General features: G+C 71.8%; 16 protein-coding genes. 9 read left to right on the top strand and 7 right to left on the bottom strand.

Going from position 1 to position 16487, the window contains the following annotated elements; translation table 11 throughout:
• Positions 1–44: 44 nt before the first annotated feature.
• Positions 45–1475, top strand: a complete 1431-nt coding sequence (locus tag ACWGH4_RS07275) for an amino acid permease (protein ID WP_453456788.1) — start codon at positions 45–47, stop codon at positions 1473–1475.
• A gap of 20 nt (positions 1476–1495) precedes the next feature.
• Here ACWGH4_RS07275 and ACWGH4_RS07270 read toward each other — a convergent pair whose 3' ends face one another.
• A complete protein-coding gene (locus tag ACWGH4_RS07270; RefSeq protein WP_453456785.1) occupies positions 1496–1921 on the bottom strand; it encodes an ATP-binding protein in 426 nt (141 codons plus the stop codon).
• Positions 1922–2150: 229 nt separating this feature from the next.
• Here ACWGH4_RS07270 and ACWGH4_RS07265 point away from each other — a divergent pair, with 229 nt between their 5' ends.
• Positions 2151–2978: an enoyl-CoA hydratase family protein gene (locus tag ACWGH4_RS07265; RefSeq protein WP_159685532.1), complete on the top strand. Its 828-nt coding sequence runs from the start codon at positions 2151–2153 to the stop codon at positions 2976–2978.
• A 1-nt stretch (position 2979) separates the two neighbouring features.
• Positions 2980–5361, top strand: a complete 2382-nt coding sequence (locus ACWGH4_RS07260) for a bifunctional salicylyl-CoA 5-hydroxylase/oxidoreductase (RefSeq protein ID WP_453456783.1) — start codon at positions 2980–2982, stop codon at positions 5359–5361.
• Here the strand turns inward: ACWGH4_RS07260 and ACWGH4_RS07255 are convergent.
• From ACWGH4_RS07255 to ACWGH4_RS07245, 3 genes are all read right to left on the bottom strand, one after another.
• A complete protein-coding gene (locus tag ACWGH4_RS07255) occupies positions 5348–5515 on the bottom strand; it encodes a hypothetical protein (RefSeq protein WP_453456780.1) in 168 nt (55 codons plus the stop codon). The genes ACWGH4_RS07260 and ACWGH4_RS07255 overlap by 14 nt on opposite strands.
• 302 nt (positions 5516–5817) lie before the next feature.
• The gene (locus ACWGH4_RS07250) at positions 5818–6636 is read right to left on the bottom strand and encodes a PaaX family transcriptional regulator (RefSeq protein WP_453456778.1); all 819 of its coding nucleotides are present in this window, start codon (positions 6634–6636) and stop codon (positions 5818–5820) included.
• Between the two features lie 4 nt (positions 6637–6640).
• Positions 6641–8257 (bottom strand): AMP-binding protein, encoded by a 1617-nt coding sequence (locus ACWGH4_RS07245; RefSeq protein ID WP_453456775.1) that lies wholly within the window; start codon positions 8255–8257, stop codon positions 6641–6643.
• 153 nt (positions 8258–8410) lie between these two features.
• On the opposite strand from ACWGH4_RS07245, the gene ACWGH4_RS07240 reads away from it, so the two are divergent.
• From ACWGH4_RS07240 to ACWGH4_RS07225, 4 genes are all read left to right on the top strand, one after another.
• Positions 8411–9535 (top strand): acyl-CoA dehydrogenase family protein, encoded by a 1125-nt coding sequence (locus tag ACWGH4_RS07240; RefSeq protein WP_453456772.1) that lies wholly within the window; start codon positions 8411–8413, stop codon positions 9533–9535.
• Positions 9532–9930, top strand: a complete 399-nt coding sequence (locus ACWGH4_RS07235; RefSeq protein ID WP_441264853.1) for a RidA family protein — start codon at positions 9532–9534, stop codon at positions 9928–9930. Before ACWGH4_RS07240 ends, ACWGH4_RS07235 begins: the two co-directional genes overlap by 4 nt.
• Before the next feature lie 190 nt (positions 9931–10120).
• Positions 10121–11605: an MFS transporter gene (locus tag ACWGH4_RS07230; protein ID WP_453456768.1), complete on the top strand. Its 1485-nt coding sequence runs from the start codon at positions 10121–10123 to the stop codon at positions 11603–11605.
• A gap of 126 nt (positions 11606–11731) precedes the next feature.
• Positions 11732–12181: an SPW repeat protein gene (locus ACWGH4_RS07225; RefSeq protein ID WP_453456765.1), complete on the top strand. Its 450-nt coding sequence runs from the start codon at positions 11732–11734 to the stop codon at positions 12179–12181.
• Between the two features lie 92 nt (positions 12182–12273).
• On the opposite strand, the gene ACWGH4_RS07220 is transcribed toward ACWGH4_RS07225, so the two are convergent.
• Both ACWGH4_RS07220 and ACWGH4_RS07215 read right to left on the bottom strand, forming a co-directional pair.
• Complete coding sequence (locus ACWGH4_RS07220) at positions 12274–12981, bottom strand: alpha/beta fold hydrolase (protein ID WP_453456762.1); 708 nt, start codon at positions 12979–12981, stop codon at positions 12274–12276.
• A 65-nt stretch (positions 12982–13046) separates the two neighbouring features.
• On the bottom strand, positions 13047–13883 hold the full coding sequence (locus tag ACWGH4_RS07215; protein ID WP_453456759.1) for an alpha/beta fold hydrolase: 837 nt from the start codon (positions 13881–13883) through the stop codon (positions 13047–13049).
• 354 nt (positions 13884–14237) lie between these two features.
• On the opposite strand from ACWGH4_RS07215, the gene ACWGH4_RS07210 reads away from it, so the two are divergent.
• Positions 14238–15092: a hypothetical protein gene (locus tag ACWGH4_RS07210; RefSeq protein ID WP_453456756.1), complete on the top strand. Its 855-nt coding sequence runs from the start codon at positions 14238–14240 to the stop codon at positions 15090–15092.
• 36 nt (positions 15093–15128) lie between these two features.
• Here the strand turns inward: ACWGH4_RS07210 and ACWGH4_RS07205 are convergent, their stop codons facing one another.
• Positions 15129–15857 (bottom strand): SDR family oxidoreductase, encoded by a 729-nt coding sequence (locus tag ACWGH4_RS07205; RefSeq protein WP_453456754.1) that lies wholly within the window; start codon positions 15855–15857, stop codon positions 15129–15131.
• Between the two features lie 144 nt (positions 15858–16001).
• Between ACWGH4_RS07205 and ACWGH4_RS07200 the strand changes: the two genes are divergently transcribed.
• Positions 16002–16484 carry an RrF2 family transcriptional regulator gene (locus ACWGH4_RS07200; RefSeq protein ID WP_453456751.1) on the top strand — a complete coding sequence of 161 codons (483 nt, stop codon included), beginning with the start codon at positions 16002–16004 and terminating at the stop codon, positions 16482–16484.
• The last annotated feature ends 3 nt before the right edge of the window (positions 16485–16487 follow it).

The following is a 16487-nucleotide window of genomic DNA, read 5'->3' as shown; positions in this document are numbered from 1 at the left end:
CCGTACGACCGAACCACCGAACCACCGAAGAAGAGAACCGCCCTATGCGTATCAAGAGCCCGGCCCAGCTTGTCGCCGATTCCGGCGCCGACCTCGAGGGCCACGGCCTCCGGCGGACCGTGGGGCTGTTCCAGCTCGTGTGCTTCGGCGTCGGCGCCATCGTCGGCACAGGCATCTTCGTCGGCCTGTCCGACTCCGTCTCCCAGGCCGGGCCCGCGGTCGTCGTCTCCTTCGTGCTCGCCGCGATCACCTGCGTCTTCACCGCCTTCTCCTTCGCGGAGCTGGGCAGCGCGATCCCGGTGTCCGGAAGCTCGTACTCGTTCGCCTACGCGACCCTCGGCGAGCGCACCGCGTTCCTCGTCGGCTGGTGCCTGCTCCTGGAGTACGGCGTCTCCGCCTCCGCGGTCGCCGTCGGCTGGGGGCAGTACCTCAATGAGCTGCTCCACAGTCTCACCGGACTCGCGCTGCCGGAGGCGCTCTCCAGTCCGCCGGGCGACGGCGGCGTCGTCAACGTCCCCGCCGTCGTGGTGATGGTCCTCGCGGCGCTGCTCCTGGCCCGCGGCGTGCGCGAGAGCGCCCGCGCCACCGCCGTCATGGCCGTGGTCAAGATCGCGATCCTGGTGCTCTTCTGCGCGATCGCGTTCACCGCGTACACCTCGGACAACCTCTCCCCGTTCTCGCCGCACCATCTGGCGGGCGTCACGTCGGGCGCGTCCCTCGCCTTCTTCTCGTACATCGGCTTCGACGCGATCACCACGGCGGGCGAGGAGGTCAAGAACCCCCGGCGCAACATCCCGCTCGCGATCATGATCTGCATCGGCGTCGTCACGCTGCTCTACTGCGCCGTCGCTCTCGCCGCCATCGGCGCCATGTCGGCGGACGACGTCGCCGACAGGCCGGCCGCCCTGTCGCTGATCGTGAACGACGTCACCGGCTCCACGGTGGGCGGCGGCGTGATCGCCTTCGGCGCGCTGGTCGCCATCGCCTCCGTCGTCCTGGCCGTGATGTACGGGCAGACCCGGATCCTGCTGTCCATGTCCCGCGACGGTCTCGTCCCGCGGGTCTTCGAACGCGTCTCCCCGAAGACGTCCACCCCGGTCGCGGGCACCTGGATCGTCGCCGCGACCTTCGCCGTCCCCGCCGCCGTCGTGCCGCTCGACGTGGTGATGAACCTGACGACCATCGGCACGCTCGCCGTCATGGCCGTCGTGAACGTGGCCGTCATCGCGCTGCGCCGCCGCTACCCGGACACCGAGACGCGGTTCCGGGTGCCGTTCCACCCGGTCACCCCGGTGCTCGGCGTCGCCTGCTGCCTGTATCTGATGTGGGGGACCGGCCGGGCGACCTGGCTCCAGTTCGCGGTGTTCCTGCTGGTCGGAGCGGTCGTCTACGCGCTCTACGGCCGTCGGAACTCCCGTCTCGCGGCCGGCGCCCAGCAGGCCGGGACCGGAAAGAAGCCGCTCGTCGACGCCTAGCGCCGCGGCGCCGGGTCGGATCAGGCCGGTCCCGGGAGGGTGAACCAGACCGCCTTGCCGCGTGCCGTGGGCCGATGACCGCACGCGGTGCTCAGCGTCCGGATCAGGAGCAGCCCCCGGCCGTGCTCCTGCCAGGGGTCGGGCTGCGGCATCGGGGCGGACGGTGACAGCCCGTGGGGCGGCGTCGGGTCGTGGTCGTGGACCTCGACCTGGCAGCCCGTCGGCAGCAGTTCCACCACGAGCTCTATGGGTGATCCGCCGGGGGTGTGCTCCACGGCGTTGGCGACCAGTTCGGCCGTGAGCAGCTCGGCGGTGTCGCGGTCCGGGAGCGCCGGGTGGTCGCCGCCCGCCAGCGCCGCACGCACCAGCGCGCGGGCGATGGGCACGGCCGCCGTGGTGTGCGGCAGCGGGACACGCCATGAGGCGGAGTCGGTGGCTGGGGACAAGGCGGCTTTCCGTTCGGTGGCGGTTGCTGATCACGACCCTACGAAGTCCAGGACGCCGGAACGGGGGCGAGTACCCGGCCGGGCCGGTAGCTGTGCCACAACCGGTACGGGACTTTCGCGGAGTCGCAACACTCATATCGCGCACTCATGACGGAAGTCACGAATGAGTGATAGCTTCGATGTCAGAGGCAGCGCAGCAGACCGCCCGTGCCGAGGGAGGCCCCACTCCATGAGCCCCTTTACCGGTTCCGTGCCACGTACGCAGGAGTGGCGTCATCTGCGGCTGACGAGGAAGGACGGCGTCGCGACCGTCACCCTCGCCCGCCCGGAGAAACTCAACGCCCTCACCTTCGGCGCCTACGCCGACCTGCGCGACCTGCTCGCCGAGCTGTCACGGGAGCGCTCGGTGCGTGCCCTCGTGCTCGGCGGCGAAGGACGCGGCTTCTGCTCCGGCGGGGACGTCGACGAGATCATCGGCGCGACCCTGTCCATGGACACAGCCCAGCTCCTCGACTTCAACCGGATGACGGGCCAGGTCGTCCGGGCGGTGCGGGAGTGCCCCTTCCCCGTGATCGCCGCGGTGCACGGCGTGGCGGCGGGCGCGGGCGCGGTGCTGGCGCTGGCCGCGGACTTCCGGGTCGCGGACCCGTCCGCGCGCTTCGCCTTCCTCTTCACCAAGGTGGGGCTCTCCGGCGGTGACATGGGCGCGGCCTATCTGCTGCCCCGCGTCGTCGGCCTCGGCCATGCGACCCGTCTGCTCATGCTGGGCGAGCCGGTCCGCGCCCCGGAGGCGGAACGCATCGGCCTGATCAGCGAACTGACCGACGAAGGGCAGGCGGACGCCCGGGCCGCCGAACTCGCCCGCCACCTCGCGGACGGCCCGGCCCTGGCGTACGCCCAGACGAAGGCGCTGCTGACGGCCGAGCTCGACATGCCGCTCGCGGCGTCGGTCGAGCTGGACGCGGCGACGCAGGCCCTGCTGATGAACGGCGACGACTACGCCGAGTTCCACGCGGCCTTCACCGAGAAGCGGCCGCCCAAGTGGCAGGGCCGCTGACATGGCCTCCCTGACGCCGCCCCCGGCCGGGCCCGCGGGCCCGCACCACGCGGCCGGCCATGACCGGCCCGCGGCCCCGGACACCGGGGCCCGGCCGGCGCGGAGGGCCCGGCCTCTGCGGATCGCCGTCATCGGCGGCGGGCCCGGCGGTCTGTACGCGGCCGTGCTGCTCAAGCGGCTCGACCCCGCCCGCGAGATCACCGTCTGGGAACGCAACGCACCCGACGACACGTTCGGCTTCGGTGTCGTGCTCTCCGACGAGACCCTCGGCGGGATCGAGCACGCCGACCCCACCGTCCACGGCTGCCTCCAGCGCGAGTTCGTGCGCTGGGACGACATCGACATCGGCCACCGCGGACAGACCCTGACCTCCGGCGGACACGGCTTCGCCGCCCTCGGCCGGCGCAGGCTCCTGGAGATCCTCCACGAACGCTGCGCCTCCCTGGGCGTACGCCTGCGCTTCCGCACCCCCGCACCGCCCGCCGCCGAACTCGCCGCGGACCACGACCTCGTCATCGCCGCCGACGGTGTCCACAGCGCCACCCGCGAGGCGCACGCCGACGTCTTCGCGCCGCACGTCACCACCCACCGCTGCCGCTACATCTGGCTGGCCGCCGACTTCGCGTTCGACTCGTTCCGGTTCGAGATCGCCGAGACCGAGCACGGCGTGATGCAACTGCACGGCTACCCCTACGCGGCCGACGCCTCCACCGTCATCGTCGAGATGCGCGAGGAGGTCTGGCGTGCCGCCGGCTTCGACACCTGCGACGAGCAGCAGTCGACCGAGCGCTGCGCCAAGGTCTTCGCCGAGGTCCTCGGCGGCCGGCCCCTGCGCGGCAACTCATCCGCCTGGACCGCCTTCCGCACCGTCGTCAACGAGCGCTGGTCGCACGGCAACATCGTGCTGCTCGGCGACGCCGCGCACACCGCCCACTTCTCCATCGGCTCCGGCACCAAGCTCGCCGTCGAGGACGCTCTCGCCCTCGCGGCCTGCGTCGAGGAGCAGCCCGACCTCGCCACGGCCCTCGCCGCCTACGAGAGCGAACGGCGCCCGGTCGTCGAGTCGACCCAGCGCGCCGCCGCCGCCAGCCTGCGCTGGTTCGAGGAACTGGCATTCCACACCGACCAGCCGCCGCGCCTCTTCGCCTTCAACCTCCTCACCCGCAGCCGCCGCGTCACCCACGGCAACCTGCGGCTGCGGGACCCCGCCTTCACCGACGCGGTCGAGCGGGACTTCGGCTGCCCGCCGGGCACACCGCCGATGTTCACCCCGTTCCGGCTGCGCGGGCTGACCCTGCGCAACCGTGTCGTCGTCTCACCGATGGACATGTACGTCGGCCGGGACGGCATGCCCGGCGACTTCCACCTCGTCCACCTCGGCGCCCGCGCCCTCGGCGGGGCGGGCCTGGTCATGACCGAGATGGTGTGCGTCAGCCCCGAGGGCCGGATCACCCCCGGCTGCACCGGCCTCTACACGGCAGAGCAGGCGGCCGCCTGGCGCCGCGTCACCGATTTCGTCCACCACCACGCGCCGGGCACCGCGATCGGCGTCCAGCTCGGCCACTCCGGCCGCAAGGGCTCCACCCGGGTCATGTGGGAAGGCATCGACCAGCCGCTCGACAGCGGCAACTGGCCGGTGTCCGCCGCCTCCCCGCTCCCGTACCGGCCGGGGATCAACCAGGTTCCGCACGCCCTCGACCGCACGGGGCTCGACGGGATCCGGCAGCAGTTCGCCGAGGCCGCCCGGCGCGCCGCCGACAGCGGCTTCGACCTCCTCGAACTCCACTGCGCCCACGGTTATCTGCTCTCGGGTTTCCTCTCGCCGCTGACCAACCGGCGTCACGACGCGTACGGGGGTTCCCTCGAGAACCGGCTCCGCTTCCCGCTCGAGGTGTTCGACGCCGTGCGCGAGCAGTGGCCGCAGGACCGGCCCATGACGGTCCGGATCTCGGCCACCGACTGGGCCGACGGCGGGACCACGGCCGAGGACGCCGTCGTCGTCGCCCGCGCCTTCGCCGCCCACGGCGCCGACGCCATCGACGTCTCCACCGGCCAGGTCGTCGCCGACGAACGCCCCGAGTACGGCCGCTCCTACCAGACCCCCTACGCCGACCGGATCCGCAACGAGGCCCACATCCCGGTGATCGCCGTCGGCGCGATCTCCTCCTGGGACGACGTCAACTCGATCCTGCTGGCCGGCCGTGCCGACCTCTGCGCCCTGGCCAGACCGCACCTCTACGACCCGAACTGGACGCTCCACGCGGCGGCCGACCAGAACTACACCGGTGACGGGGCGCCCTGGCCCCTGCCGTACCGGGCGGGCAGCCGCAAGCCGCCCACCGGCCGCACCGACGCACCGAAGCCGAGGCTCACGCTCGGCTGAGGCACTCGTGGCACCGGCACGGATCGGGATGCGGGCCGCCGTGGTACGAGGCGCGCTGCTCGACGGCGATCCGCCCGAGCCGCTCCGCGTACGCGACGGCCTCCTCCTCGGTCCGCACCGGCCACCAGGTGACCCGGGCGTACCGTCGCAGCACGGCCGGCGTGTACACCAACTCCGCGCGGAAGGCGTGCAGATGGCGTGTGGCGGTGTCGATGGTGATCCAGCGGCCGGTGTGCCGGCCGCCCTATGGTGGTCAGCTGCTCGTGCCCCGTGCCGGGGTACGCGGACGCGACGAACACCTTCGCCCCGCCCCGGTACGCCTTGGTGCCGGGCCGCAGCTCCTGCCCGAGGTCGCCGTACCGCCGCCACAGCACGACGTTCGCGGCCACCATCCACACGGGCCCGAGCTCGTCGCCCACCTCATGCGGCTCCCCGGTCACCGCCGAGGCACCTCCGTCACGGCTGTGACTCCCCGGTCACGAACGGCGCCCCCGCGTCCCGCAGCCGCGCGTGGAGCCGTCCGAAGACCTCGGCGGACCGCCCGCCCGGCCAGCCCTGGGGCAGCAGCTCGGCCGGCAGGCCGGGGTCGGCGTAGGGCAGCCGCCGCCACGAGTCCAGCGCCGGCAGATAGTCCCGGTAGGCGTCCTGCGCGGGCGTGTCCTCGCGGGCGTCCCACGCACGCAGCACGGGCTCGTGCCGGTCGAGGAAGTCCTCGTGCTGCTTGGCGATCGCCGCCAGGTCCCACCAGCGGGAGACCGCCTCCGCCGTCGCCGCGAAACCGAGGTGCTCACCGCGGAACAGGTCGACATACGTGTCGAGCCGCAGCCGCCGAAGCGTGTGCAGGGTCTCCTCGCGGAGCCGGGCGGGGGCGATCCACACCCCGGGCGCGGCGGCGCCGAAGCCGAGTCTGACCAGCCGCGAGCGCAGCAGGTGGCGCTTGTGCCGCTCGGCCTCGGGCACGGAGAACACGGCGATGACCCAGCCGTCGGACAGTTCGGCGGAGGAGGGCGCGTAGATGCGCCGGTCCCCGTCGTCGAGCAGCTGCCGGGCGTCCTCGGACAGCGCGTAACCGGCCGCGCCCTCGGGGGTGCGCTCGGGTACGAGCAGCCCGCGCCGTTTGAGCCGGGAGACCGAGGAGCGCACGGACGGGGCGTCGACGCCCAGGGCGCCCAGCAGCCGGATCAGTTCGGCCACGGCGAGGGGACCCGGCCGTTCGCGTCCGTACGCGCCGTACAGGGTGACGATCAGGGATCTGGGGGTGTGCTGCTCGGCCACGCGATCACTCTAGAGCTCGCAGCCGGTAGCGCTGCAGCTTGCCGGTCGGTGTACGCGGCAGAGCGTCGAGGAAGACGATCTCCCGCGGGCACTTGAACGGCGTCAGCCGCCCCTTGACGAAGTCCCGCAGGGCATCGGCCGTCGCCCCACCGTTCGCGGCGCCGTCCCGCAGCACGACATAGGCGACGGCGATCTGGCCCCGCAGCTCGTCGGGCCGCCCGACGACCGCTGCCTCCGCGACGTCCGGATGGTGCAGCAGCGCGTCCTCCACCTCGGGTCCGGCGATGTTGTACCCGGCCGAGATGATCATGTCGTCGGCGCGGGCGACGTAGCGGAACCAGCCGTCGGATTCGCGGACGTAGGTGTCACCGGTGAGGTTCCAGCCGTCCCGTACGTACTGGGTCTGCCGCGGATCGGACAGATAGCGGCAGCCCACCGGGCCGCGTACGGCCAGCAGTCCCGGCTCGCCGTCCGGCACCGGCAGGCCCTCGCCGTCCACCACACGCGCCTGCCACCCGGGGACCGGGACCCCGGTGGTGCCCGGCCTGATGGACCCGTCCGCGGCGGAGATGAAGATGTGCAGCAGCTCGGTCGCCCCGATGCCGTTGATGATCCGCAGCCCGGTCCGCTCCAGCCATGCCTGCCAGGTCGCGGCGGGCAGGTTCTCCCCGGCCGACACACAGCGGCGCAGCGACCGTGTGTCGTGGGAGTCGAGCTGGTCCAGCATCACGCGGTAGGCGGTCGGCGCGGTGAACAGCACCGACACCCGGTGCTCCGCGATCGCGGGCAGCAACTGGCCGGGGCCCGCCTGCTCCAGCAGCAGCGCCGACGCCCCGGCCCGCATGGGGAAGACGACGAGCCCGCCGAGCCCGAAGGTGAAGCCGAGCGGCGGGCTGCCGGCGAACACGTCGTCGGGCTCGGGCCGCAGCACATGCGCGGAGAACGTGTCGGCGATCGCCAGCACGTCCCGGTGGAAGTGCATGCACCCCTTGGGGCGGCCGGTGGTGCCCGACGTGAAGGCGATCAGCGCCACGTCGTCGGCCGCCGTCCGCACCGGCTCGTAGGGCTCCGGCCCGGCCGCGGCGGCCAGGCGCAGCAGATCGTCGGGGGCGTCGCCGCCGTAGGCGGTGATCCTCAGCCCCGGCACCTCCGCCTTGACCAGGTCGTCGACCGTCCGCACGTCGCACAGGGCGTGGCTCACCGAGGCGATCTCGCACACCGTGGCCAGTTCCCCGGCCCGGTGCTGCGCGAGGACGGTCACCGCCACCGCGCCCGCCTTCATCACGGCGAGCCAGCACGCGGCGAGATGCGGCGTGGTCGGCCCGCGCAGCAGCACCCGGTTGCCGGGGACGACCCCGAGCTCCGCGGTCAGGACGTGCGCGATCCGGTCCACCCGCTCGCGCAGATGCCCGTACGACCAGACCTCTCCCGCGCCCGAACGGAAGACGGGACGGTCCGCGCCGAAGCGCTCGATCGTGCGGTCGAGCAGCTCCTCGCCGCAGTTGAGCCGCTGCGGGTACCGCAGCTCGGGCAGCTCGAAGAGGAGTTCCGGCCACTGGCCGGCGGGCGGCAGATGGTCGCGCGCGAAGGTGTCGAGGTGGGCCGAGGGTGTCAGCTCCATGGTTCGCCCCCTGTCGGGTCGGCGTCGCCAAACGAGCGTATCGTGACAGTGACGACAGTCAACAGTTCGCGATACCGTGCTTTTCGAGGGCGCCCGCGAGGGCCGTCCCGGCCGTCCGCGGACCGTCCAGGGCCGTACTCAGTGGGAGCACGAATGTCCGTATTCTCGCTCGATCCGGTACAGACCGCCTGGTGCGCGCGGCTGCGCACCCTGACGGAGGAACGTCTCCAGCCCCTCGCGGAGAAGGGCGAACCGGGCCGTGTCAACCGCCCGTTGATCCTGGCGCTCGGGGAACTGGGGCTGCTGGAACGCCTGTTCACGGCCGGTGCGCTCGAACTGTGCCTGCTGCGCGAGTCCCTGGCGTACGGCTGCACGGAGGCGGAGACCGCACTCGCACTCCAGGGACTCGGCACCTCGCCGCTCGTCCAGGCGGGTACCGACGCGCAGCGCGACCGCTGGCTCCCCGAGGTGGTCGCGGGCCGGGCCGTCGCCGCCTTCGCGCTCAGTGAGCCGGAAGCGGGCTCCGACGCCGCCGCGCTCGCCCTGAAAGCCGTGCCCGACGGCCGCGGCTGGCGGCTGAGCGGCGAGAAGCGGTGGATCTCCAACGCCCCTGAGGCCGACTTCTACACCGTCTTCGCCCGCACCACCGAAGGCGCGGGAGCCCGCGGCGTCACCGCTTTCCTCGTCCCCGCCGACCGTCCCGGCCTCGCCGGCAGCGCGCTGGAGATGCTCTCCCCGCACCCGATCGGCGCGCTCACCTTCGACGACGTGCCGGTCACCGCCGACGACCTGCTCGGCGAGGCGGACCGCGGCTTCCGCGTCGCCATGAGCACCCTCAACCTCTTCCGCCCCAGCGTCGGCGCGTTCGCCGTCGGCATGGCACAGGCGGCCCTCGACGCGACCCTCGCCCACACCGCCGCCCGCCGTGCCTTCGGCGGCCCGCTGAGCGAACTCCAGTCCGTCGCCCACACCGTGGCCGAGATGGCCACGCGCACCGAGGCCGCCCGGCTGCTCGTCCACTCCGCCGCCTCCGCGTACGACGCCGGGGCCGCCGACGTGCCGAAACGGGCGGCGATGGCCAAGCTGCTCGCGACGGAGACCGCCCAGTTCGTCGTCGACTCCGCGGTCCAGTTGCACGGCGCCCGCGCCCTCCAGCGGGGCCATCTCCTCGAACACCTCTACCGCGAGGTCCGCGCCCCCCGGATCTACGAGGGCGCCACCGAGGTGCAGCGCACCATCATCGCCAAGGAGCTCTACGCCGAGGAGGCCCGCGCATGACCCTGTCCCGCCACAACCCGGCCGAGCTCTCCCCGCCCACCGGCTTCTCCCACGCCGTCACCGCCTCCGGCAGCCGGCTGGTCTTCCTGGCCGGCCAGACCGCGCTGGACACGGACGGCAAGGTCGTCGGCGACACGCTCCCCGCGCAGTTCGAGACCGCCCTGTCCAACCTCCTCACCGCGCTCGCAGCGGCCGGCGGCACCCCGCACGACCTGGCCCGGGTCACCGTCTACGCGACCGACGTCGCCGACTACCGGGTCCACGCCCGTGAACTGGGCCGCGTCTGGCGGCGCCTGGCGGGCCGCGACTACCCGGCCATGGCCGTCGTCGGGGTCGTACGGCTGTGGGACGAGCAGTGCCTGGTCGAGGTGGACGGGGTGGCGGTCCTGCCCTGAGCCGGGTCCTCCGGCACTCCTTGATCGACTGGTGGCGTTTCACCCGACAGGCTTAACGTCGAACAGTGGACGGCCTTGTTCACACCCCGCGCCACGGGGGACCCCTCACGAGGCACGATGCGCCATGACGACTCCGCAGCCGACCTCCTCCGTCCGGGCCGCCGCCCCCGATCGCGGTGGCGGAAACGGAATGGCTCTGTTCGTCATCGCGTCCTGCCAGCTGATGGTGGTCCTCGACATCACCATCGTGAACATAGCCCTGCCGCACATCCAGAGCTCCCTGGACTTCTCCACCACCAGCCTGTCCTGGGTGGTCAACGCCTACACGCTCACCTTCGGCGGTCTGCTGCTCCTCGGTGGCCGGATCGGTGACATCCTCGGCAGGCGGCGCGTGTTCATCTTCGGTGTGCTGCTCTTCGTGCTGGCGTCCCTGCTCGGCGGACTCGCCCAGAACTCCGGCCAGCTGCTCGCCGCCCGGGCACTCCAGGGCGTCGGCGGCGCGATCGCCTCGCCGACGTCGCTCGCGCTGATCACCACCACGTTCACCGAGGGCCCCGCACGCAACCGGGCGTTCGGCGTGTTCGCGGCCGTGTCCGCGGGCGGTGGCGCCATCGGCCTGCTCGCCGGCGGCATGCTCGTCGAATGGCTCGACTGGCGCTGGGTGTTCTTCGTCAATGTGCCGATCGGTCTGCTCATCGCGATCGCCACGCCCCGGTGGATCAAGGAGTCGGAACGCCATCCCGGACACTTCGACTTCGCCGGTGCGCTGACCTCCACGCTCGGCATGGTGGCGCTGGTTTACGGCTTCATCCGCGCCGCGCAGGAGGGATGGAGCGACAGTTGGACGCTGGCGTCGTTCGCCGCCGCCCTGGTGCTGCTCGGCGGGTTCCTCGCCATCGAAAGGCGTTCGAAACAGCCGATCACGCCGCTGCACATGTTCGCCGACCGCAACAGGGCGGGCACGTACGGCATGATGCTGGCGCTCGCCGCCGCCATGTTCGGCATGTTCTTCTTCCTGACCCTGTTCGTCCAGAACGTGCTGGGCTTCGGGCCCCTGGGCGCCGGCCTGGCCTTCCTCCCCGTCAGCGCGGTCATCGCCGTCGGCGCGGGCCTGGCCTCGCAGCTGCTGCCGAAGTACGGCCCGAAGCCCTTCATGGTGACCGGCGCCCTACTGGCCGCCGCGGGCCTGGCGTGGCTGACGCTGACCGACATCAACTCCACCTATGCGGGGAGCATCCTCGGGCCGATGCTGGTCTTCAGCCTGGGGATGGGCATGCAGTTCGTCTCGCTGACGCTGATGGCGCTCTCCAACGTGCCGGTGCACGAGTCCGGCGCGGCGTCCGGTCTGCTGAACGCCACTCAGCAGGTGGGCGGTTCGCTGGGTCTGTCGATCCTGGTCACGGTCTTCGGCACGGCGAGCACCAACGAGGCGAAGGACCTGATCCCGCAGTTCATGGCGGAGGCGACCCCGGCGGAGCGGCTCGCCTTCCAGCGCACCGGCGAACTCCCGCCGCCCTGGGCGGACCAGGTGCTGACCTCGGGCGTGTCCGCGGCGTTCATCATGGCGGCGATCTTCGCGGTACTGGCGGCCCTGATCGCGCTGCTGGTCATCCAGGTCCGCCCGTCCGACCTCGAGCGGCTCAAGGGCGGGGTCACGCCGGGTGCGGGTGCCTGAACCCCCGGGCACTTCGGACCGAAGTCCGCCTGTACCGGGACAAATTCCCCATTGACCCCTGGGCGTTATAGGCGTTCCATGGATATAAAGGACACATAAGGCTGCTGGTAGGAGGCGGCGTCCACCATGACCACCCACGCAGACATAGAGCAACACCCGGACCTGGCCGAGATGCGTTCCCGCTTCGAGCGGGCGACCAGCACTCCACGCGCCCAGGCCGTGGAGACACTGGGCCTTGTCACCGGTATCTACCTGGCGGCATCCCCATGGATCGTCGGCTTCAGCGGACTGACCAACCTGGCCGTGTCCAACCTGATCACCGGTATCGCCTTCGCCCTGTGCATGGGCGGCTTCAGCTCCGCCTACGAGCGCACCCACGCCATGGCGTGGGCGGCATGCGCCATCGGCGCATGGACGATCGTCGCTCCCTGGGTCGTAGCCGGTGCGATGGACACGACCCGCAGTGTCGTCAGCAACGTCATCGTCGGTGCGGTCGCCCTGCTCTGCGGCCTGGCCATGGCCGCTGCTGCCGGCGGACGGGGCGGCGGCGGTGGTCGCAGGCGCGGCCCCGGCTGACAGCCACCGCTTCGGTTCACGGCGAAGGGCTCCGGCAAGGAACCGGGGCCCTTCGCCCTGCCGCGGGCCGCACGGCGCCGCCCCACGCGGGCTCAGGACCCGTCGGCCGCCCGCATCAGGAGCTCCGCCAGCTCGTGCGGCCGGGAGAACATCGGCCAGTGACCCGTGTCCATCTCGACCAGCCGCCAGCGCTCGGAGGCCAGCAGAGCGGCCACCGTCGCGTTCGGCTCCGGGCCGTCGAGCAGGCACTTGACGTACGTCGCCGGAAGCTCGCCGAGCGGGCGCGCCAGCACGGCCGGGTCGGTCAGCGAGGCGCCCGGGTGCGGCGTCGAGCCCGCCACGATGCGGCCGATCTGCTCCTCCGTGAGACCCTGCCCGGCATCCGCGTAGTCGGCCGCGGTCAGGGGCGCCCAAAAGCCGTCGTTCTCCGCGAGTGCGGCCTCCATGGCCGCCCGGCCCTGCCACCAGCCGTCCGCGAAGGACGCGCCGTCGGTCGGCACCTCCGAGTCGACGAAGACGACCCGGGTCAGCCGGTCGCCGATCCGCTCCGCGGCCTGCCCGACCGGGATGCCCGCGTAGCTGTGGCCGACGAGGACGACGTCCCGCAGGTCGCGCCGCTCGACCTCACCGACGACGTCCCGGACGTGGGTCTGCCGGCCCGTCGGCTCGCCCCGCCTCTCGCCGAGGCCCGACAGCGTCACGGCATGAGCGCCGTGCCCCGCCGCCCGCAGCCGCGGAACCACCTCCTCCCACGCCGAGGAACCCAGCCACGCGCCCGCCACGAGTACGAAATCCGTCATGGCGGCCAACCTAGACCGCGGGTCCGACAATCGGCTTTCCCGTACGGCACGGGCCCGTAAAGGGCTCAGCGGGCCAGGAATTCCAGGAGCGCCTGGTTGAACCGGTCCGCGTGCGTCACGTTCAGCCCGTGGGGCGCGCCCTCGATCAGGACCAGGCTGCTGTCGGCGAGGCTCTCATGCGTCCGCCTGCCGCTGACTTCGAACGGGACGATGGCATCCGAGTCGCCGTGGACGACCAGGGTCGGCACGTCCACCGCGGCGAGATCGTCGCGGAAGTCGGTGCGCGCGAAGGCCGCGATGCAGTCGAGCGTGGCCTTGGGGGACGCCAGAGTGGCGATACCTACGTTGTAGGCGTGCTGCGCGGCGCTGACGAGATCGGTGCGCTCGCCGACCCGGAAGAAGTCGGTGACGAACCCGTCCACGAACGCCGGCCGGTCCTCGAGGACACCCACCTCGAAGCGGCTGATCGTGGCGTCGTCCAGGCCGCCGTCGGGGTTGTTCGCGGACCGGTAGAGATACGGCGGCACGGCGGCCGCCAGCACGGCCTGCCTGACCCGCCCGGTTCCGTAGATGCTGATGTAGCGGACCACCTCCCCGCCGCCCATGGAAAAGCCGACCAGCGTCACATCGGTGAGGTCGAGATGGACGAGCAGGGCGCCGAGGTCGTCGGCGAGGGTGTCGTATTGATAGCCGCCCCACGGCTGGGACGACTGCCCGAATCCGCGGCGGTCATAGGTGATGACGCGATATCCGGACTCCACCAGCGGCGCGATCTGTTTCTCCCAGGACCGGCCGCTCAGCGGCCAGCCGTGGACGAGCACGACCGGTCTTCCGTTTCCGAAGTCCTCGTAGTGGAGTTCGACACCGGCGTCTTTCCCGGTGTTCAGTTCGATCCTCGGCATCGGAGCGACGTCCCTTCGCTGAACAGGCGGATTGCCCGACCGCCGTCCCTCTGCACATGAGGTCCGCCGCACGACGGCGATGAGTGCGAACGCATTCCACGACATCATTCCGACACGTCGGACCGGTGTCCGGCGGGCATGGCCGAACGGGTGAAGATCAAAGGATGGATTCTCCGCCGTCATCGTTCCGCACACCGGAATACGAGCCGTTTCGGCCGCTCCCGGGCGCGATTCCCCGAACAAACGGGCCGGAATACACGGGCGCCGGGCCGCGCGCTCTGTGACGCGGTCGGCAGGGGTGGCACCATGGCCGCACGCACAAGGCGCGGCCGTCACTCGTTTCCTGGGGGATCGATGAACACCAGGCTCCCGCTTCCGTTCCGTCTCCCGTACCGGCTCGTCGCCGCGACGGCCCTGACCGTCCTGGCACTCGTCGGCTGCACCGGCTCCGGTGGGTCGGCCAGCGCGTCGGAATCACCGTCGTCCCGCCCCGCGACGTCCTCGCCGCCGCAGTCCGCTCCCGCGCCCGACCCGACGGCCACCACCGCGCCGGGCACGCCCTCGGCGACCGCGTCCGCGCCGGGGAGCAGCTCGCCGCTGCCCGGGTTCTCGGACCTCCAGCCGCTGTGGCCCTTCACGACAGTCGACCAGGCCCGCGAGTGGGAGCGTGAGTTCCGTTCCGGCGGCCACCAGCCCTGGCACCTCGACCCGGAACAGACCGCACTCTCCTTCACCCGGCACTACCTGGGCTTCGAGGAGGTCGACCGGGTCACCTCACGGTCCGTCGACGGCAGGGAGGCCCGGATCGGCGTCGGCCTGAGCGGTACGGAGAGCACGGGGACCGCGGCCGTCATCCACCTCGTGCGCTTCGGCACCGGACCCGACGCCCCCTGGGAGGTGGTGGGCACCGATGACACGACGTTCTCGATGACCGTGCCCGCCTACGGCTCCGTCGCAAGTTCCCCGATGACGGTCGGCGGCCGGATCACCGGCGTGGACGAGAGCGTCCGCGTGGACGTGCGCCAGCCGTCGTCGAGGGATCTGCTGGGCACCTCGTGCTGCATGTCGGCGGGCGGCAACAGCCAACCGTGGAGGTCGTCCGTCTCCTTCACCGGCGCCGTCGACCCGGTGCTGACGGTCGTCGCGTCCACGGGCGGCCACATCGCGGAGGTCGAACGCTTCACGGTCACGGCGGTCCGCACCGGCTGACGCGTGGGCGGCCGCCCCGACGGCCGCCCACGGGGTTCAGGAGAGCCAGTCGGCGTAGCGGGTGGGGGCGAGGTGGGCGTCCTTGTCGGTGAGGACGTCACCCTTGACGGCGCCGAACATGCCGGCGGCGGGGTCGGTGACGACGGTGCGGCCGTCGGAGTGGTGGGCCAGCGTGATCCGGCCGAGTTCGTCCAGGGGGAAGATCTCGGGGCCGGCGATGTTGTGAACGCCGCCCAGCGGCGAGCCCGTGGCGACTTCCGCCACCGCGCGGGCCACATCCTTGGAGGCGATCGGCTGGATCGGGGTGGCGGGCAGCCGGACGGTGTCGCCGTCGGCGGTCCAGGACAGGACCGCGTCGACGAACTCCATGAACTGCGTGGCGCGGACGATCGAGTAGGGGACCGGTCCGGCCTTGAGGATGTCCTCCTGGAGGACCTTGGCCCGGTAGTAGTCCAGCTCCGGCACCTGGTCCACGCCGACGATCGACAGGATCACGAAGTGTCGGACGCCGCCCTTCTCGGCCGCGGCCAGCAGGTTGTCCATAGAGGTCCGGAAGAAGGCGGGGGAGGCTTCGTCGAAGGTCGGGGAGTTGGTGAGGTTGACGACGACGTCGGCCCCCGCCACCGCCTCGTCCAGTCCCTGGCCGCTGATGACGTCCACTCCGGTGGACAGTGCGTGCGGTACCGCCTCATGACCGGCGGCGTTCAGCTGGTCGACGACCTGTGACCCGATGAGCCCGGTACCGCCGATGACCGCGAACTTCATGACATGCCCTTCGTCGGGGGATATGTCCGCAATATGGCATACAACCTCATAGAGGCGCCGCGTACGTCAAACTCGGACACTTTCTGTCCGAGACTATACTTGGACATGTGTTGTCCGAGTCAAGCGCGTCGTTAGAGTGACTGAATGAAGATGTCCGGCGGAGTCGAGTGGGCCCTGCATTGCTGCGTCGTGCTCACCTCCGTCGAGGAGCCCGTCCCCGCGACCCGGCTGGCGGAGCTGCACGACGTCTCGGCGAGCTATCTGGCCAAACAGCTGCAAGCCCTGTCCCGCGCCGGGCTCGTGCGTTCGGTGCAGGGCAAGGCGGGCGGCTACGTACTCACCCGGGAACCCGCGTCGATCACCGTGCTCGACGTGGTCGAGGCGGTCGACGGTCCCGGCCAGGCCTTCACGTGCACCGAGATCCGCCAGAGGGGTCCGCTGGCCACCCCGGCCGAGTCGTGCACCGTGCCCTGCGCGATCGCCCGCGCGATGGCCGGGGCGGACGCGGCATGGCGAGCGGCGTTGCGCGCCGTGTCGATCGCCGATCTCGTCCAGGGCGTCGGCTCCGACTACGGCCCGGGCGCGCTGGCGGGGATCAGGGAGTGGCTGACCGCGTCGGACGCGTGAGGG

The organism is Streptomyces sp. NPDC054847, from assembly GCF_053610925.1.
This window is presented reverse-complemented; position numbering and strand designations above follow the sequence as displayed.

What these genes read in the sequence shown, in the direction of transcription:
- ACWGH4_RS07275 (WP_453456788.1), top strand. Translation starts at nt 45, where the DNA reads ATGCGTATCAAGAGCCCGGCCCAGCTTGTCGCCGATTCCGGCGCCGAC.
- ACWGH4_RS07265 (WP_159685532.1), top strand. Translation starts at nt 2,151, where the DNA reads ATGAGCCCCTTTACCGGTTCCGTGCCACGTACGCAGGAGTGGCGTCAT.
- ACWGH4_RS07260 (WP_453456783.1), top strand. Translation starts at nt 2,980, where the DNA reads ATGGCCTCCCTGACGCCGCCCCCGGCCGGGCCCGCGGGCCCGCACCAC.
- ACWGH4_RS07245 (WP_453456775.1), bottom strand. Translation starts at nt 8,257, where the DNA reads ATGGAGCTGACACCCTCGGCCCACCTCGACACCTTCGCGCGCGACCAT.
- ACWGH4_RS07240 (WP_453456772.1), top strand. Translation starts at nt 8,411, where the DNA reads ATGTCCGTATTCTCGCTCGATCCGGTACAGACCGCCTGGTGCGCGCGG.
- ACWGH4_RS07235 (WP_441264853.1), top strand. Translation starts at nt 9,532, where the DNA reads ATGACCCTGTCCCGCCACAACCCGGCCGAGCTCTCCCCGCCCACCGGC.
- ACWGH4_RS07230 (WP_453456768.1), top strand. Translation starts at nt 10,121, where the DNA reads ATGGCTCTGTTCGTCATCGCGTCCTGCCAGCTGATGGTGGTCCTCGAC.
- ACWGH4_RS07225 (WP_453456765.1), top strand. Translation starts at nt 11,732, where the DNA reads ATGACCACCCACGCAGACATAGAGCAACACCCGGACCTGGCCGAGATG.
- ACWGH4_RS07220 (WP_453456762.1), bottom strand. Translation starts at nt 12,981, where the DNA reads ATGACGGATTTCGTACTCGTGGCGGGCGCGTGGCTGGGTTCCTCGGCG.
- ACWGH4_RS07215 (WP_453456759.1), bottom strand. Translation starts at nt 13,883, where the DNA reads ATGCCGAGGATCGAACTGAACACCGGGAAAGACGCCGGTGTCGAACTC.
- ACWGH4_RS07210 (WP_453456756.1), top strand. Translation starts at nt 14,238, where the DNA reads ATGAACACCAGGCTCCCGCTTCCGTTCCGTCTCCCGTACCGGCTCGTC.
- ACWGH4_RS07205 (WP_453456754.1), bottom strand. Translation starts at nt 15,857, where the DNA reads ATGAAGTTCGCGGTCATCGGCGGTACCGGGCTCATCGGGTCACAGGTC.
- ACWGH4_RS07200 (WP_453456751.1), top strand. Translation starts at nt 16,002, where the DNA reads ATGAAGATGTCCGGCGGAGTCGAGTGGGCCCTGCATTGCTGCGTCGTG.